The sequence below is a fragment of the Bradyrhizobium sp. SZCCHNS1022 genome, from assembly GCF_032484835.1.
In the GTDB taxonomy this organism is placed as follows: domain Bacteria; phylum Pseudomonadota; class Alphaproteobacteria; order Rhizobiales; family Xanthobacteraceae; genus Bradyrhizobium.
In genome coordinates this window covers 254667-275841 of record NZ_JAUETT010000005.1, presented here as the reverse complement: position 1 = coordinate 275841, position 21175 = coordinate 254667, and the positions used below count along the sequence as shown (strand labels likewise).

20 protein-coding genes are annotated in these 21175 nt (G+C 63.7%); 10 read left to right on the top strand and 10 right to left on the bottom strand.

Annotated elements, in window-relative coordinates; genetic code table 11:
• The first annotated feature begins 92 nt into the window (after window positions 1-92).
• The 7 genes from QX071_RS26665 to QX071_RS26635 all read left to right on the top strand — a co-directional run bounded on the left by QX071_RS26665 (window position 93) and on the right by QX071_RS26635 (window position 7578).
• Window positions 93-839, top strand: coding sequence for an RraA family protein (locus tag QX071_RS26665; protein ID WP_409977518.1), 747 nt, complete (start codon window positions 93-95; stop codon window positions 837-839).
• Window positions 840-1027: 188 nt separating this feature from the next.
• The gene (locus QX071_RS26660) at window positions 1028-1801 is read left to right on the top strand and encodes a motility protein A (RefSeq protein WP_315705234.1); all 774 of its coding nucleotides are present in this window, start codon (window positions 1028-1030) and stop codon (window positions 1799-1801) included.
• A gap of 32 nt (window positions 1802-1833) precedes the next feature.
• Entirely contained in the window at window positions 1834-2664 is an 831-nt protein-coding gene (locus QX071_RS26655) for a flagellar motor protein MotB (RefSeq protein ID WP_315705235.1), read from the top strand.
• A gap of 240 nt (window positions 2665-2904) precedes the next feature.
• Window positions 2905-4827, top strand: a complete 1923-nt coding sequence (locus tag QX071_RS26650) for a potassium transporter Kup (protein ID WP_315705236.1) — start codon at window positions 2905-2907, stop codon at window positions 4825-4827.
• Between the two features lie 133 nt (window positions 4828-4960).
• Entirely contained in the window at window positions 4961-5284 is a 324-nt protein-coding gene (locus QX071_RS26645; protein ID WP_315705237.1) for a rhodanese-like domain-containing protein, read from the top strand.
• Between the two features lie 8 nt (window positions 5285-5292).
• Window positions 5293-6456, top strand: a complete 1164-nt coding sequence (locus QX071_RS26640) for an aminotransferase (RefSeq protein ID WP_315705238.1) — start codon at window positions 5293-5295, stop codon at window positions 6454-6456.
• Between the two features lie 12 nt (window positions 6457-6468).
• Window positions 6469-7578, top strand: coding sequence for a polyamine ABC transporter substrate-binding protein (locus tag QX071_RS26635; RefSeq protein WP_315705476.1), 1110 nt, complete (start codon window positions 6469-6471; stop codon window positions 7576-7578).
• A 142-nt stretch (window positions 7579-7720) separates the two neighbouring features.
• Here QX071_RS26635 and QX071_RS26630 read toward each other — a convergent pair whose 3' ends face one another.
• The 8 genes from QX071_RS26630 to QX071_RS26595 form a co-directional block, all read right to left on the bottom strand.
• Window positions 7721-8098, bottom strand: coding sequence for a VOC family protein (locus QX071_RS26630; protein WP_315705239.1), 378 nt, complete (start codon window positions 8096-8098; stop codon window positions 7721-7723).
• 208 nt (window positions 8099-8306) lie between these two features.
• The gene (locus QX071_RS26625) at window positions 8307-9239 is read right to left on the bottom strand and encodes a lipid A biosynthesis lauroyl acyltransferase (protein ID WP_315705240.1); all 933 of its coding nucleotides are present in this window, start codon (window positions 9237-9239) and stop codon (window positions 8307-8309) included.
• 19 nt (window positions 9240-9258) lie between these two features.
• Window positions 9259-10536 (bottom strand): beta-ketoacyl-ACP synthase, encoded by a 1278-nt coding sequence (locus QX071_RS26620; RefSeq protein WP_315705241.1) that lies wholly within the window; start codon window positions 10534-10536, stop codon window positions 9259-9261.
• Between the two features lie 39 nt (window positions 10537-10575).
• A complete protein-coding gene (locus QX071_RS26615; RefSeq protein WP_315705242.1) occupies window positions 10576-11781 on the bottom strand; it encodes a beta-ketoacyl-ACP synthase in 1206 nt (401 codons plus the stop codon).
• Window positions 11778-12248: a 3-hydroxyacyl-ACP dehydratase FabZ family protein gene (locus tag QX071_RS26610; protein ID WP_315705243.1), complete on the bottom strand. Its 471-nt coding sequence runs from the start codon at window positions 12246-12248 to the stop codon at window positions 11778-11780. Before QX071_RS26610 ends, QX071_RS26615 begins: the two co-directional genes overlap by 4 nt.
• 9 nt (window positions 12249-12257) lie before the next feature.
• Window positions 12258-12539 (bottom strand): acyl carrier protein, encoded by a 282-nt coding sequence (locus tag QX071_RS26605; protein ID WP_006609130.1) that lies wholly within the window; start codon window positions 12537-12539, stop codon window positions 12258-12260.
• A gap of 217 nt (window positions 12540-12756) precedes the next feature.
• On the bottom strand, window positions 12757-13116 hold the full coding sequence (locus QX071_RS26600; RefSeq protein ID WP_315705244.1) for a hypothetical protein: 360 nt from the start codon (window positions 13114-13116) through the stop codon (window positions 12757-12759).
• Window positions 13117-13232: 116 nt separating this feature from the next.
• On the bottom strand, window positions 13233-14129 hold the full coding sequence (locus QX071_RS26595; RefSeq protein ID WP_315729486.1) for an ion channel: 897 nt from the start codon (window positions 14127-14129) through the stop codon (window positions 13233-13235).
• 131 nt (window positions 14130-14260) lie between these two features.
• Between QX071_RS26595 and QX071_RS26590 the strand changes: the two genes are divergently transcribed.
• Complete coding sequence (locus QX071_RS26590) at window positions 14261-14884, top strand: ParB-like protein (protein WP_315705246.1); 624 nt, start codon at window positions 14261-14263, stop codon at window positions 14882-14884.
• A 6-nt stretch (window positions 14885-14890) separates the two neighbouring features.
• Here QX071_RS26590 and QX071_RS26585 read toward each other — a convergent pair whose 3' ends face one another.
• Window positions 14891-15475, bottom strand: coding sequence for a peroxidase-related enzyme (locus tag QX071_RS26585; protein ID WP_315705247.1), 585 nt, complete (start codon window positions 15473-15475; stop codon window positions 14891-14893).
• Window positions 15476-15675: 200 nt separating this feature from the next.
• Window positions 15676-17421, bottom strand: coding sequence for an ATP-binding protein (locus tag QX071_RS26580; protein ID WP_315705248.1), 1746 nt, complete (start codon window positions 17419-17421; stop codon window positions 15676-15678).
• 343 nt (window positions 17422-17764) lie between these two features.
• Here QX071_RS26580 and QX071_RS26575 point away from each other — a divergent pair, with 343 nt between their 5' ends.
• Together QX071_RS26575 and QX071_RS26570 are read left to right on the top strand one after the other, a co-directional pair.
• Window positions 17765-19390 (top strand): FAD-binding dehydrogenase, encoded by a 1626-nt coding sequence (locus tag QX071_RS26575; protein ID WP_315705249.1) that lies wholly within the window; start codon window positions 17765-17767, stop codon window positions 19388-19390.
• A gap of 9 nt (window positions 19391-19399) precedes the next feature.
• Window positions 19400-21133 carry a thiamine pyrophosphate-binding protein gene (locus tag QX071_RS26570; RefSeq protein WP_315705250.1) on the top strand — a complete coding sequence of 578 codons (1734 nt, stop codon included), beginning with the start codon at window positions 19400-19402 and terminating at the stop codon, window positions 21131-21133.
• Window positions 21134-21175 lie beyond the last annotated feature (42 nt).

The following is a 21175-nucleotide window of genomic DNA, read 5'->3' as shown; positions in this document are numbered from 1 at the left end:
AAACTCCTGCAAATGAACTCGGGCGCGTATGCGCGCCCGCCGCTTTGCCCATGTGCTGGCGTCGTCTATACCGGCTCGAAGGGCGGCCTCGAATGCCGCCCGCCAGCCCGGAGAAAACGCCCGTGACCAGTTCTGCCGCCCCGCTCGATCCTTCCGTGCTCGAGGCGCTGACGCGCTACGACACCCCCACGATCTGCAACGCGATGGAGATCGTAGCGCCCGAGCGGCGGCTGATCGGCTACACCACCAAGCCTTTGGTCTGCCCGTTTCCGGATTTACCGCCGATGGTCGGCTATGCGCGCACCGTGACCATTCGCTCGGTGGTGAAGCCTGGAATCTCCGTGGAAGAGCAGGCCCGACGCCGCACCGCCTATTACGAATATGTCGGCACCGGATTCGGTCCGCGGATCTGCGTGATTCAGGATATCGATGGTCCGGATGTCGGCTACGGCGCCTTCTGGGGCGAGGTGCAGAGCGCCGTCCACAAGGCACTCGGCTGCCTCGGCGTCGTCACCGACGGCTCGATCCGCGACATCCCGCAATGGGCGCCGGGTTTTCAGGCCTTGGCCGGCTCGATCGGTCCGTCGCATGCCTGGGTCCACGCCGAGAGCTTCGGCGGCGAGGTCCGCGTCGCCGGCATGACCGTGCGGTCGGACGATCTGATCCACGCTGATCGCCACGGTGCGATCGTCATTCCATCCGAAATCGCAGAGAAACTGCCGGAAGCGGCGGAGCTGTGCGCGCGCCGCGAAACGCCAATCCTGGAGATCGCGCGCGCTGCAGACTTCTCGCTCGAGAAGCTCAAGCAGGCGCTGAAGCGCTCGGCGGAGATTCACTGATCGCTTAGCTTCCGCCTGAACGGAGCAGCCCGCGCTGGCGGGCCGCTCTTCATTTACCGGCTGTTATGCCTACTAAAATCGGTAACTCGTCCTTAATGGCGCATCCGTAGGGTTTCCCCCACGCGGTTCCGCACGACCGCGTCCGTCCAGCATGGCCGGTGGTTCGCGTACGCGGGTGGAGTAAGCTCATGGATATTATGACGGGCGCAGGGCTCGTGGCGGGCATCGTTGTCATCGCGACAATGATGCTCCTCGGCGGGAATCTTGAGATGTTCGTCTCCGAACACGCCGCCATCATTATCTTCGGCGGTTCGTTCTCGGCCACCATGATCCGCTTTCCGCTCAATGCGATCCTGCATGGCGTGCCGCTCGGCATCAGGTTCGCCTTCACCATGAGCCGGCTGTCGGCGCGCGACCTGGTCGACGAACTGGCCCGTATCGCCGAGATCGCCCGCAAGCAGGGGCCGGTCGGTTTGGAAAAAGTGGAGACCGACGAGCCGTTCCTGGCCAAGGGCATCCGCTACGTCGCCGACGGTTACGACCTCGAATTCATCCGCGACAATCTCGAGCGCGACCGCGACAACTTCCTGATGCACCTGGACGAGGGCAGCAAGATCTATCGCGCCATCGGCGACTGTGCCCCGGCCTTCGGCATGGTCGGCACCCTGATCGGGATGGTGCAGATGTTTGCCAACATGACCGACCCGTCCAAGCTCGGTCCGTTCATGGCCACCGCGCTGCTCGCCACCCTCTACGGCGCGCTGGTGGCGAACCTGTTCTGCCTGCCGATCGCCGACAAGCTGCACGGCAAGCTGCTCGACGAGGAGACCAACCGCACCCTGATCATCGACGGCATCCTGATGATCCGGGATTCCAAGAGCCCAGCCCTGGTCCGCGAAATGCTGCTGGCTTACCTGCCGGAGAAGCATCGCCATGCGGAAGGCGAGCCGGTGCCCGCCTGACGGCGCGCAGCGGCAATCCGGGGGCTTGAGGGATGGCCAAGAAAAAGCGCGGCGATGCGCATGGCGGCGGTCACGGTTGGTTCGTGACCTTCGCCGACTTGATGGGACTGCTGGTCAGCTTCTTCGTGATGCTGGTTGCGTTCTCCACGATGGATAATGCCAAGCTGAAGGTCGTCGCTGGCTCCATGCGCGATGCCTTCGGCGTGCAGACCGAGTCGCGGTACTCCGGGATCGTGGAATCGGATGGCCTGCCCACACGGCCGCGCCTGAAGAATGCCGCGCATATCTCGCCGGAGGAAACCTCGCGCGAACCGAGCCCCGAACAGGAAGAGCGCAGCTTCACCAATGGTGCGAAGCTCAAGACCGATCGCCAGTTCGCGCTGGCCGCGGCATCCTTGCGCCAGGCGCTGCAGGACATGCCGGAGATGACGGAGATCTCCAAGCACATCATGTTCGAGGAGACCAAGCAGGGGCTCAACCTGGAAATCGTCGACCAGGACGGCCGGTCGATGTTCGCCGACGGCTCGAAAGTTCCCTACGAGCGCACCCGCCGCCTCGTCGAGAAGCTCGCAGCTCCGCTGAAGGCCACGCCGCTGCGCGTGCAGATCACCGGCCACACCTCGGCAGGATTCGTGGCGTCGCGCGGCGATTACGGCGCGTTCGACTTGTCCGCCGATCGCGCCAACGCAGTCCGCCAGATCCTGGAGCGGGAAGGGCTTCCAGCCAGCCATATCTTTGCGGTGTCCGGCAAGGCTGACACCCAGCCTTTGTTTCCGGACGATCCGTCGCTGGCCGCCAATCGTCGCGTCACCATCACCTTGATGCGTGAGGATCCGCCGCTGCCTCCGGACTTGAAGCCGTAATGAGGGCACCTAGCTAATGGCAAAGGTCCCCTGGTGGGGTCCCTTCGCGCTCAGGCCCGTAAGCTGGTATGATGCCCAACTCGCGTGCGACGCCGGGAAATCGGTACCGTAGATCGCGGTTTTATGCGTTTTTGCATGGTGCGGGCCCAAAATAGGGCTAGGCTATGCAACAGGCGCAGGGCTATAAGCCGCGTCGCATTGCACATGGTGCCGTGAAGCATTTTTGAGGCCCCAGTTCCCATGACCAGTAATGTCGCAGTCACGCCCGCTGAAACGCCGGCGTCCAGTGGGCATGGCAATGCCCATTCCACCGCCAGCTATGCCGCGCTTACGCTCGGCAGCATTGGCGTGGTCTATGGCGATATCGGCACCAGCCCTCTCTACGCGCTGCGCGAGGCGGTGATGGCCGCCAGCAGTGGCGGAGAGGCGGCGCCCCACGCGGTGCTTGGCGTGATGTCGCTGATCCTGTGGGCGCTCATTGTCGTGGTGACCCTGAAATACGTGGTCATCCTGTTGCGCGCGGATAACAACGGCGAGGGCGGCACGCTCGCCTTGATGGCGCTTGCGCAACGGGGCGTCAGCAAGGGCGCCGGCGTCATCGTTCTGCTCGGTATCATCAGTGGCGCCTTGTTCTATGGCGACGCGGTGATCACGCCGGCCCTGTCGGTGTTGTCGGCGGTCGAAGGCATCAAACTGGTCACGGCGGCGTTCGACCCTTACGTCGTGCCGGTTACGCTGCTGATTCTGGTGCTTCTGTTCGCGGTGCAGGCGCGCGGCACGGCAAAGGTCGCGGCCTTCTTCGGGCCGATCATGCTGGTCTGGTTTCTGGTGATCGGAATTGCCGCCATCCCGCCGATCTTGCGCCAGCCGGAGGTGTTATGGGCCATCAATCCGTATTTCGCCGTGACGTTCATGCTCCATCACGGAATCATCGGATTTATCACGCTCGGTGCGGTCTTCCTGGCGGTGACCGGCGCGGAAGCCCTTTATGCCGATCTTGGCCATTTCGGCAAAAAGCCGATCCAGACGGCCTGGCTCTTCGTCGTGCTGCCGTCGCTGGCGCTGAACTATCTGGGGCAGGGCGCGCTCGTCATCGCTGACGCCAAGGCGATCGAGAACCCGTTTTTCCTGATGTTTCCGGATTGGGCCCTGATCCCGATGGTCGCGCTGGCCACGGTTGCGACCGTGATTGCGAGCCAGGCCGTGATCACGGGGGCCTATTCGCTGACGCGCCAGGCGATCCAGCTCGGCTTGCTGCCTCGCTTCGAAATCCGCCACACGTCGGAAGCCCATTCCGGCCAGATCTATATTCCGCGGATTACCCGGCTGCTGCTGGCTTCGGTCGTGCTGCTGGTCCTGATGTTCAAATCGTCCAGCGCGCTCGCGTCCGCGTACGGCATCTCTGTCACCGGCACGATGGTGGTGACCGCGATGATGGGCTTCGTCGTGGTGTGGAAGGTTTGGAAGTGGTCGCCGATCGCGGCCGCGGCGCTGATCGCCCCGTTCCTGTTCCTCGACCTGACTTTCCTCGCGGCCAATCTGCTCAAGGTGCTCGAGGGCGGCTGGGTGCCGCTCGCGCTGGGCGGCTTCGTCATGACCTTGATGTATACGTGGCGGCGCGGCAGTCGGCTGCTGTTCGAGAAATCGCGCAAGCTGGAATTCCCGCTCGCCGATCTCGTCGCTATGCTCGAGAAGCGGCCGCCGCAGCGCGTGGCGGGCACGGCCGTCTTCCTGACCAGCGATCCCTTAAGCGCGCCCACCGCGCTGATGCACAGCCTCAAGCACTACAAGGTGCTGCACGAGAAGAACGTGATCCTGACGATCGAGACCGCACAGACGCCGCGCCTCGATCCTTCCGAGCGTGTACGGCTCGAGCAGATCAGCCCGACCTTTTCGAAAGTGACGCTACGCTTCGGCTTCATGGAATCGCCGAACGTGCCGCGGGCGCTCGCGATCGCCCGCAAGCTGGGCTGGCAATTCGACATCATGTCGACGTCGTTCTTCCTGTCGCGCCGGGCACTCAAGCCGGCCGCGCATTCCGGAATGCCGCGCTGGCAGGATCACCTCTTCATCGCGTTGAGCCGCACGGCCAACGACGCCACCGATTATTTCCAGATCCCGAGCGGGCGTGTGGTCGAGGTCGGCACCCAGGTGACCATCTAGGCGGCGGATCGGCCGCGCCGGGCCTTGGTGGCCCTGTGGCAGCTCTGCGGCCGTGACGCTTGATTTTCAAATCGTCTGGAGTGAGTTTGCAAACAGGGGCCAGCAGGGCCCCGGGCAGGGTTGGAGGATAGGCGTGGCAGTGGTGCATGATTTGACGCCGCAGGAGGTGGCGAAGGGGATCGCGGAAGGCCGTTATCTTCTGGTCGACGTCCGCGAGCCGAACGAAGTTGCTGCGGAAGCCTATCCGGATGGAATCGTCGTCTCGCTTTCGGCGTTCGATCCGAAAGCCATTCCCGATCCGGCCGGAAAAGACGTCGTCTTCGCCTGCCGCTCCGGTAAGCGCTCGGTGACGGCCTCGCTCGCGGCGCAGTCGGCCGGCTTGCCTTACGACAAGCATCTGGCAGGCGGGATGCTCGGCTGGAAGGCCGCCGGCCTGCCGACCAAGACCGGCGGCTAAGCGGCCTCATGACTTCGATGAACAAGGTCTTCGCGGACCTTCCCGTCACCATTTTCGAGGCGATGTCGCAGGCTGCACGCGACAACAACGCGATCAATCTCGGGCAGGGCTTTCCGGACGATCCGGGACCGGAGGATATCCGCCGCGCGGCGGCCGATGCGGTCTTGAACGGCTATAACCAGTATCCCTCGATGATGGGGCTGCCGGAGTTGCGCCAGGCGATCGCGGCGCACTATGCGCGCTGGCACAAGCTCGATCTCGACCCGATGAGCGAAGTTATGGTCACCTCGGGCGGTACCGAGGCGCTGACATCGGCCATCCTGGCCGTGGTCGAGCCGGGCGACGAGGTGATCTGCTTCCAGCCGGTCTACGACTCCTACCTGCCGATCATCCGCCAGGCCGGCGGCATTCCGCGGCTCGTGCGGCTGGAGCCGCCGCATTGGCGACTGTCCGAGGAGATGCTGCGCGCCGCCTTCACGCCGAAGACCAAGGCGGTGCTGTTCAACAATCCGCTCAACCCCGCCGCGGTCGTCTATCCGCGCGAGGATCTGGAGCTGCTGGCGCGGTACTGCCAGGAGTTCGATGCGGTGGCGATCTGCGACGAGGTCTGGGAGCACGTGATCTTCGACGGTCGCGAGCACATCCCGCTGATCACGATTCCTGGCATGCGCGAGCGCACCATCAAGGTCGGCTCCGCCGGCAAGATCTTCTCGCTGACCGGATGGAAGGTGGGCTTCGTCTGCGCCGCGCCGCCGCTGTTGCGCGTTGCCGCCAAGGTGCATCAGTTCCTGACCTTCACCACCGCGCCCAATCTGCAGGTCGCGGTGGCTTATGGGCTCGGCAAGTCCGACGACTATTTTCTGGACATGCGTGCCGAACTGGCGCGGAGCCGTGACCGGCTGACTGCCGGATTGGAGAGCCTCGGCTTTCCGGTCCTGAAGGCGCAGGGCACCTATTTCCTCACCGTCGATCTGTCACCGCTCGGTCTCAACGAGACCGACGAGGCGTTCTGCTGGCGGATCGTGAGGGATTACAAAGTCGCAGCGATCCCGGTCTCGGCCTTCTACGAGCGCGATCCGGTGACCTCGGTGGTGCGCTTCTGCTTCGCCAAGAAGGATGCAACCCTCGACACCGCGCTCGAGCGTCTGTCCGACGCGATCCACCGACGCTAGGGGGTGACCAAGATGGCGCGCGGGCGCAAGCAGAGCGCTTTCCATTTCCTCGTTGCCGCCGCGTTGCTGCTGTCCCTGCCGCCGGTGTTCGGCGCGGACCGCGTCGTGAATTTCTACAACTGGTCGAACTACATGGCGCCGGGAGTCCTTGACGACTTCACCAAGGAGACCGGCATCAAGGTGGTGTACGACACGTTCGATGCCAATGAGACGCTGGAGACGCGGCTGCTGGCCGGCAAATCCGGTTATGACGTGGTGGTTCCGACCGCGTATTTCCTGCAGCGTCAGATCAAGGCGAGGATCTTTCAGCCGCTCGACAAATCGAAGCTGCCCAATCTGGCCAATGCCTGGCCGTTCGTGACGGCGCATCTGGCCACCTACGATCCCGGCAATCAATTCGCCGCCAACTACATGTGGGGCACGACAGGAATCGGCTACAACGTCAAGGCGGTCGAGAAGATCCTCGGACCGGGCGCCAGGATCGACAGCTGGGACATCGTCTTCAAGCCCGAGAACCTCGCGAAATTCAAGGAATGCGGGGTCCAGATGCTGGATTCCGCCGACGATATTTTTCCGGCCGCGCTGAACTATCTGGGCCTTGATCCGAACTCGACCAAACAGGCGGACCTGGAGAAGGCGGCCGAGGCGGTCGGCAAGGTCGCGCCCTATGTGCGCAAGTTTCATTCGTCGGAATATCTGAGCGCGCTGGCGACCGGCGAGATCTGCCTCGTGGTCGGCTGGTCCGGCGATATCATGCAGGCGAAGAGCCGCGCCGACGAGGCCAAGAACGGCGTCGAGATCGGTTACACGATCCCGAAGGAAGGGGCGCAGATGTTCTTCGACAATCTCGCGATCCCGGCCGATGCGCAGCACGTCGCGGAAGCCTACGAACTGATCAACTATCTCTATCGTCCGGACGTCGCGGCCAGGAATTCCGACTTCCTGTCCTACGCCAACGGCAACCTGGCAAGCCAGAAGCTGATCGATCCGAAGATTTTCTCCGACAAGAACATCTATCCGGACGAGGCCACGCTGGCGAAACTGTTCGTCATCACGGCCCGCGATCCGTCCACCCAGCGTACCATCAACCGGCTTTGGACCCGGGTGAAGACCGGGCGGTGATTACCGCCGTCATTCCGGGATGGCGCGCAAGCACCAGACCCGGAATCTCGAGATTCCGGGTTCGATGCTGCGCATCGCCCCGGAATGACGAGAAATGGTCGCCTAGTTGATCGTGACGGTAGGCGAGACTAACTAAGCCCGATCACCCCATCCGATGCAGCGCGCAGAGCTTGTTGCCGTCGAGATCGCGCAAATAGGCCAGATAGAGCTTGCCCGCGGCGCCTTCGCGGACGCCGGGCGGCTCCTCGCATGAGGTGCCGCCAGCGGCGACGCCGGAGGCATGCCAAGCCTCAACCTGGTCTGCAGAATTGCACGCAAAGCCGATCGTGCCGCCATTGGCGGCGGTCGCAGGCTCGCCATTGATCGGCTTCGATATCGAGAAGACGCCGGTCGGCGTGAAATAGAAGATGCGGTGGCCATCGACCTTTGCGGGCCTCACGCCGAGCGTGCCGAGCAGCGTGTCGTAGAACGCCTTGGCCTTGTCGAGGTCGTTGGTCCCGATCATGACGTGCGAAAACATTCCTGCTTGTCCTCCCTGTGTTTCCCGAACGCGTGCGGGGTGCGATTCGCCTGATCTGCCACTTCGCCCGCGAGCGCGGGGTCGAGCGGGGCGGCTCTACGGTAGCGAGGGTTGACGGAAGGTGTAACTGATTTCTTCCGCAAGATGGCGCTTACGGAGCATGGCCTGCTGCGGAATATCTTCCTTGTGGAGGAATTTTCCGTCGGGCCTACCGCCAGCGGCGGTGCAGCCAGAGCCATTGTTCGGGATATTCGCGGATCCAACCCTCGATGACCGAGGTGACGGCCTGCATGGTGCCCTGGATGTCAATCTGACCCTTGGCGTCACGGACGGGCTGTATCTCTTCGGTCAGCTCCGCGACGAAGCGGTGGTTCGGCTGGCGGATGATGCGCACGCCATGTACCGGGCATTCGACCTGGCGGAGCAGCCGTGCCAGCGTCGGATTGGCGCGCGTCTTGCGGCCGAAAAACGTCACCTCAACGCCGCTCGCCAGATACTGATCGACCAGCATGGCGACGTGCTGGCCGCGCTGCAGAGCCTCCGCCAGCCGCAGCGGTGCGTCGCGGCCGGCCGGGATCAGGGTGCCCATCTTCACCTGCCGCATCTCCTGGATGATGCGGTCGGCCGAGGCGATATTGGGCTTGCGATAAAGGATCGCCGCATCCAGCCCATGGGCGACCGCGGCCAGCGCCGGCATCTCCCAATTGGCGAGGTGGCTTGCGAAGATCAGCGCCGGTTTGCCGTCGAGCCTGAGCTGATGAAACAACTCGTAGGTCCGCGGCGACAGCCAGATCCGGCTCTTCTCCGGATGCGCTTCCTCGTAGTCCCAGATCTTGTCGAGATGAGCGAACTCGGCGCCGACCCGGCCGAGATTGTCCCAGACGCCGGCGAGAATTGCATCGATCTCCTGCGGCGATTTCTCAGGGAAGGCCGCAACGAGATTGGCGCGACCGATCCTGTGCTCGCGCAGCCGCGGGCCGATCAGTTGCGCAACGCGGGCGAACAGGTCGGCTGTCTTGATCGGATCGAAATAGCGCGTCGCGCGCAACAGGCCGACGGTGAGCGCACCAACGGCCGATGCGCCCAGCGACTTCGAGGCCTCGCGGAATCGGGCCTTGGTCCGAACGAGCAGGGCGTTCATCGCGACAGATGAATGCCGATCACGCCGGTTCGCGCGTCAGGATCAGTGAAGCATTCTGGCCACCGAAGCCGAACGAGTTCGACATCACGGTGGTGACGCGTGCGTCACGGGCCTTGTTGCCGACCACATCGAACAGGATCGCGGGGTCCGGGATATCGTAATTGATCGTCGGCGGGATCCGCTGATGTTCGAGCGTGAGCAGCGAGTAGATCGCTTCGACCGCACCTGCAGCCGAGATCGTGTGACCGACCATCGACTTGTTCGAGGACACCGGAATCTTGCTGGTGTGCTCGCCGAACACGGCGGAGACGCCGACATATTCCATCTTGTCGTTTTCGGGCGTCGCGGTGCCGTGAGCGTTGATGTGGTCGATCTGCTCCGGCGCCATGCCGGCATCGGCCAGCGCCTTGCGGATGCAGCCGATGATCGGCTTGCCGTCGGGCGAGGAGCGGGTGCGATGGAAGGAGTCGGTGAGCTCGCCGCAGCCGGCGATCACGCCCAGAATGGTGGCGCCGCGAGCGACCGCAGCGTCATAGCTTTCCAGGATCAGCGCGCCGGCGCCTTCGGCCATCACGAAGCCGTCGCGATTCTTCGAGAACGGCTTTGACGAGGCCTGCGGCGGTTCATTCTGGGTCGACAGCGCCGACAGCAGCGAGAAGCGCACGAGACCCTCGGGGTTGACCGAGCCCTCGGTCGCCGCGCACAGGGCGATATCGGTCTCGCCGCGACGGATCGCCTCGACGCCGAGCTGGATCGCGGTGGCGCCGGAGGCACAGGCGGTCGACAGCGAGATCGGCGAGCCCTTGGTGCCGAAGGTCTCGCTGAGAGAGTCGGCCACGGAGCCGAATAGGAAGCGATGGTGATAGGGCAGGAACTTGCCGCCGCCGCAGACCCTGAGCAGGTCGTCATAGTTGAACTCGGTACCGCCGACGGCGTGGGCAAGTTCGAGGCGCTGCGGCCACTCGATCTCGACCGGCGCCACCGCCAGGAACAGGGGGCCGGGGAAATCGCCTTTGCGGCCGACCCCGGACTGCTCGATGGCTTCCTCGACGGCAAGATGCGCAAGCCGTTCGGCAAGTCCGGTGGACGTGAACGGCGTGACGGGTACGAAGTCCACCGTGCCGGCCATGGTCGTCTTCAGGCCGTCGATCGGAAACCGCGTGATAGTGCGGATGCCGGATTCGCCGGCGACGAGCTTGGCCCAATTGTCGGTCTTGCCGGCGCCGAGCGAGGTCACGACGCCCATGCCGGTGACCACGACGATGGGGCGTCCAAACTTGTCACGTGCAGCAGTCATGATGTCCCCCGTCGCGTGTGTGGGTCGGCAACGCCGCGTTCACTTGACCGCTTCGACCAAGGCCATGCCTTCGCCGCGGTAATGGCCAGCTCCAACCACCACAATCTGGGTCGGGGCTTCCTTGGTTTCAATCTCCACGCCGGTGGAATCTCCGGGCGGAAACAGCGCGCCGCGCGAGATCGACAGCGCCGCGAGCGCAAGTCCGAGTGCGAACTGCGTCTCCATCGTGTGGCCGAACCGCGTGCCGCTCGATCGCACCGCGAAATTCTTGTGCCGATCGAGAAAGGCGCGTTCCTCGGACGTCACGGGTTCGGCGCCGGTCGCGCCGGTGATGATGGCCCCACTGCCGTCATGAACTCCGATGGAGGACCACAACTTATCGAGCGTCGCGGTCACCGCGCCCGGCTGCTTGCGCTTGGCGTGATCGGCAACGACGCTGGTGAGCCGGGCCAGGGGCTTGGCGCCGCGCGCCAGGGCATGCGCCTTCGATTCGATCACCAGGAAGGCGCCGGCCGAGCCGAGCGCAAATCCCGGATGTTCCTGACGCGCCCAGACCGGGACGAACTTGTTCTTCAGATTGTAATCGCCGAATTCGTAGAGGACCAGGAGATCCTTCCGCTCGCCATTATGCGAGCCGCCGACCAGCGCGATCTCGCTCTGGCCGCCCGCGATTCGCGCCAGCGCGATACGCGCGGCATCGACGCCCGACACCTCTTCACCCATGAAGGTGCGCGAGGTGCCGCAGACGCCGTGGACGATGGCGATATTGCCTGCGAGCAGGTTGGAGAGCTGCGCCAGGAACAAGGTCGGGCGCAGATCGTTCATCAGCCGGTCGTTGAGGAAGCCTGGCGTGCAATTGCCCTGGGCTTCCGCGTTGAGGATATTGGTGTCGACGGAAATGTCGCGCTCGCCGCCACCGGCAGCGACGATCATGTCCATGCGCGACAGGATATCCTTGTTGCCCTTGAGGCCAGCCGAGTCGAGCGCAAGGCCGGCGGCATAGGTGCCGATGCGCTGCCAGGCTTCCATCTGACGCTGTTCCTTCTTGGGGATCTGCGTCTCCAGATTCACCGGCGCCCAGGGGTGCACCACATAGGGTGCAAGACCCGTCTCGTTGACATTGATGCGGCCGGCGTTGAGCGCCTCCCAGTTCGCATCAAGGCCCTCGCCGAGCGAGGTCGCAAGCCCAATGCCGGTGATCCAGACTTCGACTGGTTCCGGCGTCACAGATGTCGTCTCGGTCATGATAACTCGGCCTGTTGCGGAAACCCGACGCGCTTGGCGACATCGTCCATGTATCCGCGCAGCTCAGGGTTGGGGAAGGGGACGTGGCTGAAGGTGATGGTCGCGTTGGACCGCAGCTTGCCGGCCACCTTCACCCGCGCTTCGGTGATGGCGTAGCCGGAGCCCTCGTGCAGCACGTTCGCCTCCACGGTCAGCACCTCGCCGGGCGTGACGAAGCCACGCATCTTGGCCTCCTTGACGGCGGCCAGGAACGGCATGCGCTCGAACTTCATCAGCGCCAGCAGCAGCCAGCCCGAGGTCTGCGCCATCGACTCGATCAGGAGCACGCCCGGCATGATCGGATAGCCCGGGAAATGCCCCTCGAAGATCGTGCTCGTGAGCGGAACCTGCGCTTCAACCGTGATGGTTTTCTCGTCCAGATTGAGGTCGAGAATGCGGTCAATGAGCTGGAAATATTCGATTCTCATGGCGGGCGATCAGGCGCCCTTAGCTGCGACCAGTTCGTCGATACGCGCGCAAAGGTTTTTCAGCACAAAATACTGTTCGGTGCTGGCCTTGCCGTCGTTGACTTCCTGAGTCCACTTTTCCAATGGCAGTTTGATGCCGAACGCCTTGTCGATCGCAAAGGCGATGTCCAAGAAATCGAGGCTGTCGATCCCCAAATCGTCGATGGCATGGCTATCCGGCGTGATCGTGTCGCGCGGGATGTCGCAGGTTTCAGCGATGATCGTGGCGACCTGATCGAATGTTGAGGACATCACTAAGCCTTTGATATATTGGTGACAATTCCGATGCGGCGCGACGGGTGATTCGGCGGAGGGCTGCGTCCTGGTACGAGCCCTGGAGTCCCCGTCGCCCGGGAGTCGAGTGCCCGTATATCGGAGCGCCGCCGCGAGTTCAATGGAGGCAGGCAAGCCGGCTGCAGCCGGCTTGGACCGAGTGCGGGGTGCGATTTCGCCCGCGATCACGGCACGATCAGGGCGTGTAGGGCTCCGTGATAATGCGGGCGCAGTCGCGCCGTCCGGTCAAAACGCAATCCTGGGTTTTGCGCAGGTCCGCGATGCTCATCGCGAGCCATATGCCGATGGCTGTCAGCGCGACGGTGAAGGCAAAGGCAGCGATGTTGGCGAGAATTCTGTGGCGATAATCATCGGCGTCCTCGCGGGACCGCTCGTAGCGCGACAAATCAAGGGGATCTGGTTGAATGGGCTCCCGTCGGGGCAGCGGCACCGGTGGGCCGCCCCCGTCCATCACTCGCCGGGTCGGCGCGCTACGCGGCCGGAAGGGCACTACGCGGTGCTCATCCTCGGCTGCAACGGGGCGCTGGGTCTTCATGGCCTTTGACTCCGATCCGATCTTCTAACACGCAGCTGCCGCGTCTCACAAAGAAAGTTTAGCAGGACAGACGTGCGCGCTTGCGCCAATTCGACCTTGGGCTGCAATCGCCAGCATCAGATTTCGACGGTTTCGTGGAACCGGCCGTAATCGATCCGGATGCGTCCGTCTGTGCTCGTGGCGTCCAGAATGTCGGCATAACGACGGCCAAAGCAAATGTCGGGATGGTCGTAGGTCTTGCGCGCATGCACGGTTTGCGCCGCAACAACATCATAACCCGTCACCACGACCGACAGGGACACGTTGCCGGCTTCGAGATCGGCCGTGGCCATGCCGTGCAATGGGCTCGTGTCATCGATGACGTGATAGAGCGTCCAGCTCAGCGCCAGTACGGGACTTTCATTGCGCAACAGCGGCAGTTCGTAAAAGCGTCGAAACGGCATGCCTTCGGCGGTCACGACGTTCTTGAACAGCCACAGCCGGGCACTGGCATTGCCGATCAGGTTCTGTCGCTCATTGGCGAGGCGAACCATCAGCGTCGGCATGCCTTCATGATTGGAGATCACGAGCCGGTTGGCAAACAGCAGTCGCGCCTGCGGCCGCGAGAAGCGGGCGAAGATCAGCCCGGTCATGACCGACATCGAGAAGATGCCGGTGAACAGTTCGATCGTCGCGATGAAGTGGCCGTAATGCGTCTGCGGGTGCATGTCGCCGTAGCCGGCGGTCGAGAGCGTCTCGATGCTGAAATAGAAATAATCGATATAGGCGGCCCCCGGGACGTTCGAGATCGGCTGATCGCCGAGCCAATAGAACGCAGCGAAGATGGCGTTAAAGGCGAGAAACACGAACGCGGCCCCGGCGATGAAAGCCGACCACGATGCGGTCATGCAGCGATGACTGATGTCGTCCCAGAAATTGAGATTCAATCCCTCGGTGACGACCTCGCGCCCACCGATACGCACGACGCGCCCCTTTGTGATCCAGTCGTTATGTTCGCCAGCAAGCTGTTTCAAATTGCAAGCCCACTTTGCAAGCCCACTCGATCCGGGACTCGGCGCGTGTGGCGCTTGAGCACCCGTATGACCATGGCATAATTACATGAATCGCAGAACCGCCGCGATATTTGGATACCGGAGATTTGAGCATGGCGAACACCCGCGAGCCGGCATTGCACCCGGTGCCTATCCTGTCACTGCGACCGACCCAGATGACGGTCGGGATGCGCGAGGTGAAGGAGAAGCGTGAGCGCTGGCGACAGCACAAAAAGAAGAAGCAGGCCGAATTGCTCGGTAGGCACATGATCCCCGTCGTCCTGGGGCCCGATCAGCGCCATTACGTGGTGGACCATCATCATCTGGCGCGCGCGCTTCATGACGAGGGTGTCAAGGACGTGCTGGTGACAATCATCGGCGATCTCACCATGGTCGATCGCGACGCGTTTTGGGGCGTGATGGACAACAAGCGCTGGGCCTATCCCTATGACGCAAAGGGCGAGCGCCGTCATTTCAAGGACCTGCCGAAGTCGGTCTCCGATATGAAGGACGATCCGTTCCGCAGCCTCGCCGGCGAGCTTCGCCGGGCAGGCGGGTTCGCCAAGGACACGACGCCGTTCAGCGAATTCCTGTGGGCGGATTTCCTGCGCCGGAAGATCTCGCGCAAGACGGTGGAGACCTACTTTTCGTCCGCGATGGAGCAGGCCCTGTCGCACGCCAAGAGCAAGGAAGCGATCTACCTGCCGGGCTGGTGCGGTCCGGCAACGGACGATTGAGGCGCTTCACGCCGGTTTCGGCAGGCGCCCCATCAGATAGAACTCGTCGTTCGGACGCATGGCCGTGACATTGGCCATGCGGTTCGACAGCGCGAAGAAGGCGGCAATCGCCGCGATGTCCCAGATGTCGCCTTCGCTGAAGCCGTGGCCGGCCAGCATCGTGAAGTCCTCATCCGTGACTGTCTGTGCCTGAAGCGCGACCTTCATCGAGAAATCCAGCATCGCCTTCTGGCGTGGCGTGATGTCGGCCTTGCGATAGTTGATCGCGACCTGATCGGCGATCAACGGGTTCTTGGCGCGGATGCGCAGGATCGCGCCATGGGCGATCACGCAATATTGGCACTGGTTGGCGGCCGAGGTCGCGACCACGATCATCTCGCGCTCGGCTTTGGTGAGCCCGCCATCCTTGTCCATCAGCGCGTCGTGATAGGCGAAGAAGGCACGGAATTCGTCCGGCCGGTGAGCCAGGGTGAGAAATACGTTCGGCACAAAGCCCGATTTCTCCTGGACGGCGAGCAGGCGCGTGCGGATGTCCTCCGGGAGGGCATCGATTGCAGGAACGGGAAAGCGGCTGATGGCGGGCTGTGTCATCGAATGGGTCCGGCTTGGCTTCTGACCGGTCAACCATAGTGCGTCGGCAGCACACAGCAAGCCGGGCTAGTTCAAGACTTCGACCGTTGCCGAGCGGCTCGCGACGAGCTCGGCGCCTTCCGGAACATGATCGAGCGCTTCAACCGGTCGCCGATGTCGACGGCCAACATCGCCATGCTGCTGGCTGATGGCGCGCTGGTTCAGCGCAGCGGCTTCTTCAACAGCGAGAAGCGATCCGGGTCGAGCCCCATCGATGGCTGCAGCATCGGCGCGTCCAGCGGCATCGAAAGTGCGGCGCTTCGGTCGGAACTGACGGAATCGCCCTGCATGTCGCGGCTCGACGTGGCGCCGCGCCAGCGTTCGAGGACGGCGCTGACAAAGTGCATGTCGTGGCCGGAGGTGATCGACGGAACGGTCGCGATGGTCGCTTCACTGCGCGGCATCTGGTGCGGCGGCACTTCCTTGAAGCGCAGCCGGGTCGGCAGTGCGACGCCTTCGCCGAAGGCCAACACCTCGCGGGTACCGAGCGAGGGCACGAACGACAGCAGGTTCGCGGCTGCGTCCGAGACCGCCGAGCGCAACAGCGACTGGTCGCGCTCGTTGGCAAGCCGCATCGTGAACAGCGTGTTGCACTGGGAGATGATGGTGGCATCGAGCTCGGCGGGACGCTGCGTGACGAGGCCGAGATAGACGCCGTATTTGCGGCCTTCCTTGGCGATGCGCGACACCGCCTTGCGGGTGGGCCCGAAGCCGATCGAGCGATCGGCCGCGGCATAGCGGTGCGCTTCTTCGCAGATGAACAGCAGCGGCGAGACGCCGTCGCTCCACAGGCCGAAGTCGAATGCCATGCGGCATAGCACCGACACGACGGAGTCCACGACCTCGGCCGGGAAGCCGGCGAGCTGCATCACGGTCATCGGCCGGCCGTTCGCCGGCAGCCGGAACAGGTGGCTGATGACTTCGGCCATGGTGTCGCCGCCGACATTGGCATTGTCGAACATGAAGGCATAGCGCGGGTCGTTGCGCACGGTCTCGATGCGCGAGATCAGTTTGTGATAGATGATGCGCGAGGAGCGGTTCTCGAGCTTGCCCATGCGCTCATCGATCAGGTTGATGAGGTCGACCAGTCGGTAGGGAACGGGCGTGTCGACGGTGTAGCCCACCGTCTTGGGATCCATGCGCTTGAGTCCGATCCGGTCCGAGTTCTGGTACTGGGTGTAGACTCCCTTTGCGAGCGGGATGACCTCGGCAAGAATGTCCAGCTCTTCGGGCACGCCGGGACGACCGCCGAACAGGACGTCGACGATTTCCTCGAAGTTGAACAGCCAGAACGGCAGCTTCAGATTGCGCGGATTGAGCACGAGTGCACGATCGCCGAAGCAGCGGCCATATTCGTTATGCACGTCGAGCAGGAAGATGCGCAGGTTGGGGCGCGCTTTCAGGATTTCGTTCAGAAGCAGGGAAACGCCGGTCGACTTACCGACGCCGGTCGAGCCGAGCACCGCGAAGTGCTTGGACAGCATCTCCTCGACATTGACGTAAGCGCGCACCGACGGGTCCTGCTGCAGGGCGCCGATATCGATCTGGTCCCCGGCGGTCGGGGCGTAGATCGTGCGCAGCTCCTGGCTCGTGATCATCTCCACGGTATCGCCGATGGTGGGATAGTGGGTCACGCCGCGCTGGAATTTGGGGCGTTCGGCAGGACCTGAGATCTCGCCGAGGAGGTCGACCGAAGCGGTCGCCATGTAGGTCCGCGCGTTCGCCACGGCTTCGCTGGACACCTCGGTGATGAGGGCAACGATGGTGGCGTTCGGAGCGCGGATGCTGATGAAACGTCCGACTGTGGCGCGGATCTCGGAAACGCTCAGCTGCTCGGCCGCTAGGATGCCGACACGAGCCTGGGAGCCTCGCACCGAGATCACGTGTCCGAAGGATGTCACGGTCATTGAACCTGTGGTGAGTGGGGTCGGACCGCTACCTTGGCGGCTGTGCCTGGAAAATGTGTTAAACGGCTTTCACTTCGAATTTCGTTGTGGCGCGGACGCGCAGCCAAGAGCTGCGGTTGCGCTGGGCCGGTGTTCCACCAAACCACTGTAAGCTGTTCCAAAGTCAGGGGTTTTGCACTGTCTTTCTCTCCCTGCGTTGCTACGGGCTATTTACGTCCGGTTTACCATTCCCGCAGCGCCCGTAAATTCCGCGTTGCGGGCGGGCCGACGCGAGCCGGTTGATTTGCGCCAACCGGCAGGGTTGAGTTCGACTCATCTTTAGCCAGGAAAGCGACCGGCGCCCATGCTCGCTGAGCGAAGCGACATCCTGATCATCGGCGGCGGCATCGCAGGGATCGCCACCGCCCTCGATCTACTCGACGACGGCCGCTCGGTTCTGCTCGTCGATCGTGACGAGGAGCCCGCGTTCGGAGGGCTCGCCCGCGAAAGCTTTGGCGGCATGTTCTTCGTCGATTCCCCCGAGCAACGCCGGCAGGGCATCCGCGACAGTGCAGAGCTTGCGTGGCGCGACTGGCGGAGCTTTGCGGAATTCGATCCGGGCGACCGCTGGCCGCTGGCCTGGGCGCAGGCCTATGTGAACCGGGCGACGCCCGACGTCTATCGCTGGGTGCGCCGCTTCGGCGTCAGTTTTCTACCGGTGGTCAACTGGGTCGAGCGCGGCGAATTCCAACCCGGCAATTCCGTGCCGCGCTTTCACATCGCCTGGGGCACCGGGAAGGGCATTGCGGACGCGCTGATCGGAGCGCTCCGCAATCACGCCAATGCAGGCCGACTGACTTTGCGGTTTAGCCGGCGTGTCGAACGGCTGATCGTTCAGGCCGGCCTTGTCGTCGGTGCCGAAGGCCACGACGAAAAGGACGGCTCTGCCTTCGAGCTCCGTGCCGAACAGGTCGTGGTCGCCACCGGCGGCATCAATGGCGATCTCGGTCGCGTCCGGCAGAACTGGCATCGTGACTGGGGCAGGCCGCCTGAGGTCTTGCTCAACGGTTCGCATCGCTTTGCCGATGGCAGGCTGCATGATGCCACGGTGGCGGCCGGCGGCACCGTCACCCACCTCGACCGCATGTGGAACTACGCCGCCGGCGTGCATCATCCGCACCCGCGCAAGCCGAGCCATGGGCTCTCGCTGGTGCCGCCGCGCTCCGCACTCTGGCTGAACTGGCGGGGGCAGCGGATCGGTCCGCAGCCGCTGGTCTCGGGTTTCGACACGCGGCGGCTGGTCACCGACATCTGCCGCCAGGAGCGGCCTTATTCGTGGCAGCTGATGAACCGCACCATCGCGCTGAAGGAGCTTGCCGTCTCCGGCGCCGAATTCAATCCCTCGATCCGGGAGAAGAACCGGCTCGGCTTCCTGCGCGACATCCTGTTCGGCAATCGCTGGCTCGTCGATGAACTGATCGGGACGTGCCAGGACTTCGTCACCGCATCGAGCCTGCCTGAACTGGTGGACAAGATGAACGCGCTGCAGGGCGACCAGGCGGTGTCGCGCGATGCGGTCATCGACGCCGTTCAGGCCTATGACGCGACGATCGCGCGTGGGGCCAGCCTGATGAACGACGAACAGCTCCGCCGCATCGCGAGCCTGCGGTGCTACCGCGGCGACCGCATCCGGCTCTGCAAATTCCAGCCGATCGCGGACAGGAAGGCGTTGCCGCTGATCGCGGTGCGCGAATTCATCATCAGCCGCAAGAGCCTCGGCGGCATCCAGACCGATCTGCAAAGCCGGGTGCTCGACCCAGCCGGTCAGCCGGTGCCAGGTCTTTACGCCGTCGGCGAGGCCGCGGGCTTCGGCGGCGGCGGCGTTCACGGCTTGCGCGCGCTGGAGGGCACCTTTCTCGGGGGCTGTATCCTGTCGGGGCGGCTGGCAGCGGCCTCGATCAATGGCAAAACAGAATTCTTGAACGGGTGAGGAAACGACATGAAGAGAACCGGAGCCTGGCTCACGGCCTATGCGTTGGAGCAGGTCGGGGCGCGTTTCACCTTCGGCATCCCTGGCGTGCATACGACCGAGCTGTATGACGCGCTCAACAACTCCAACCGCATCACGCAGGTCCTGGTAACCCACGAGGGCGGCGCCTCCTTCATGGCGGATGCGGTGAGCCGGCTGTCCGATTCCATCGGCGTCCTGACGGTCGTGCCGGCTGCCGGCCTGACGCATGCGGCGAGCGGCATCGGCGAGGCGTTCCTCGACGGCGTGCCGATGCTGGTGATCACCGGGGGGCCGCGCACCGACAGCGGTCATCGCTACCAGCTGCACCAGATGGATACGCATAAATTCATGGCCGGCCTGACCAAGGCGACGTTCCATGTGACTCGCCACGAGGATGTGGTGCCGACCCTGTTCGAGGCCTACCGCGTCGCGACCTCAGGCGAGCCGGGCCCGGTGTTCGTGGAGCTGCCGGTCAATATCCTGTTGCTGACCGACGATGTGTCCGAGCTCCCCCAGTTCAAGCCGGCTCCGCGGCCCGCACCGCAAGCGGCCAATGATATCGCGCGGGCGGCCGAACTCCTCGCGGCCGCCAAACGTCCCTGCATCTTTGCCGGCTGGGGAACGCGCGACGCGACCGCCGAACTGATTAAGCTTGCCGAATGGCTGCAGGCGCCGGTCGCGACCACGTTGCAAGGGCTGTCTGTCTTTCCCGGCAATCATCCGCTGCATGTCGGCTTCGGCTTCGGCAGCTCGGCGGTGCCCGCGGCGCAGAACGCGTTCAAGGATTGCGATTGTCTCGTCGGCATCGGCACGCGCTTTGCCGAGATCGCGACCGGCAGCTACGGCGTCACGGTTCCGGACAATCTGATCCATATCGACATCAATCCGGCCGCGATCGGCGCCAATTTCCCAGCCAAGGTCGGCCTGGTCGGCGATGCCGCAACCGTGCTGCGGGAGCTGCTCGCGGTGCTGGAGACGAAGGGCGGGCGGCGCGCGAGCGATGGCGCCTTGCGCGAGCAGATCGCCAAGGACAAGGCCGCCTATCGCGCCACCTGGTATCGCCACGACAATGCCGGCCTCGTCAATCCGGTGCGGTTCTTCGACGAGCTGCGCCGGCAGATGCCGGACAACGGCATCCTCGCAATCGACGACGGCAATCACACCTTCCTCACCGCCGAGCTGATGCCGATCCACGCGCCGAAGAGCGTGATCCTGCCGACCGATTTCAACTGCATGGGTTACGCGGTGCCGGCGGCCATCGGCGCCAAGCTGGCGTTTCCGGATCGCAGCGTGCAGGCGATCGTCGGCGACGGCGCCTTCACCATGACCTGCATGGAGATCCTGACCGCGGCGAGCAACGGACTCGGCATCGTCTACTACGTCTTCGACGACGGTGAGCTCGCGCAGATCGCGCAGGCGCAGCAGATCCCCTATGGCCGCAAGCCCTGCACGCAGCTCGGCAAGCTGAACATCGAAGGCGTGGCGCTCGCAACCGGCGCCGCCTTCGTACCGATGAACGACAATGCCTCCATTGCAGGTGCCATCGCGCAGGCCAACGAGATCGCGAGCACCGGCCAGCCGGTGATCGTGGCGGTCAAGATCGATTATTCCAAGAAGACCGCCTTTACGCTCGGAACCGTGAAGACCAATTTCGGCCGCTTCCCCCTCAATGAAAAGCTCCGGTTTCTGACCCGCGCCGCAGTCCGTCATATGGTCGGGTAGGGAACCAACGTCGAGTTTGATCGCGATCAATCTTGAACGACC

Excerpts from the sequence above, each read along its gene's own strand:
- QX071_RS26665 (WP_409977518.1), top strand. The coding sequence starts at position 93 with ATGCCGCCCGCCAGCCCGGAGAAAACGCCCGTGACCAGTTCTGCCGCC.
- QX071_RS26660 (WP_315705234.1), top strand. The coding sequence starts at position 1,028 with ATGGATATTATGACGGGCGCAGGGCTCGTGGCGGGCATCGTTGTCATC.
- QX071_RS26655 (WP_315705235.1), top strand. The coding sequence starts at position 1,834 with ATGGCCAAGAAAAAGCGCGGCGATGCGCATGGCGGCGGTCACGGTTGG.
- QX071_RS26650 (WP_315705236.1), top strand. The coding sequence starts at position 2,905 with ATGACCAGTAATGTCGCAGTCACGCCCGCTGAAACGCCGGCGTCCAGT.
- QX071_RS26640 (WP_315705238.1), top strand. The coding sequence starts at position 5,293 with ATGACTTCGATGAACAAGGTCTTCGCGGACCTTCCCGTCACCATTTTC.
- QX071_RS26635 (WP_315705476.1), top strand. The coding sequence starts at position 6,469 with ATGGCGCGCGGGCGCAAGCAGAGCGCTTTCCATTTCCTCGTTGCCGCC.
- QX071_RS26630 (WP_315705239.1), bottom strand. The coding sequence starts at position 8,098 with ATGTTTTCGCACGTCATGATCGGGACCAACGACCTCGACAAGGCCAAG.
- QX071_RS26625 (WP_315705240.1), bottom strand. The coding sequence starts at position 9,239 with ATGAACGCCCTGCTCGTTCGGACCAAGGCCCGATTCCGCGAGGCCTCG.
- QX071_RS26620 (WP_315705241.1), bottom strand. The coding sequence starts at position 10,536 with ATGACTGCTGCACGTGACAAGTTTGGACGCCCCATCGTCGTGGTCACC.
- QX071_RS26615 (WP_315705242.1), bottom strand. The coding sequence starts at position 11,781 with ATGACCGAGACGACATCTGTGACGCCGGAACCAGTCGAAGTCTGGATC.
- QX071_RS26610 (WP_315705243.1), bottom strand. The coding sequence starts at position 12,248 with ATGAGAATCGAATATTTCCAGCTCATTGACCGCATTCTCGACCTCAAT.
- QX071_RS26605 (WP_006609130.1), bottom strand. The coding sequence starts at position 12,539 with ATGTCCTCAACATTCGATCAGGTCGCCACGATCATCGCTGAAACCTGC.
- QX071_RS26600 (WP_315705244.1), bottom strand. The coding sequence starts at position 13,116 with ATGAAGACCCAGCGCCCCGTTGCAGCCGAGGATGAGCACCGCGTAGTG.
- QX071_RS26590 (WP_315705246.1), top strand. The coding sequence starts at position 14,261 with ATGGCGAACACCCGCGAGCCGGCATTGCACCCGGTGCCTATCCTGTCA.
- QX071_RS26585 (WP_315705247.1), bottom strand. The coding sequence starts at position 15,475 with ATGACACAGCCCGCCATCAGCCGCTTTCCCGTTCCTGCAATCGATGCC.
- QX071_RS26580 (WP_315705248.1), bottom strand. The coding sequence starts at position 17,421 with ATGACCGTGACATCCTTCGGACACGTGATCTCGGTGCGAGGCTCCCAG.
- QX071_RS26575 (WP_315705249.1), top strand. The coding sequence starts at position 17,765 with ATGCTCGCTGAGCGAAGCGACATCCTGATCATCGGCGGCGGCATCGCA.
- QX071_RS26570 (WP_315705250.1), top strand. The coding sequence starts at position 19,400 with ATGAAGAGAACCGGAGCCTGGCTCACGGCCTATGCGTTGGAGCAGGTC.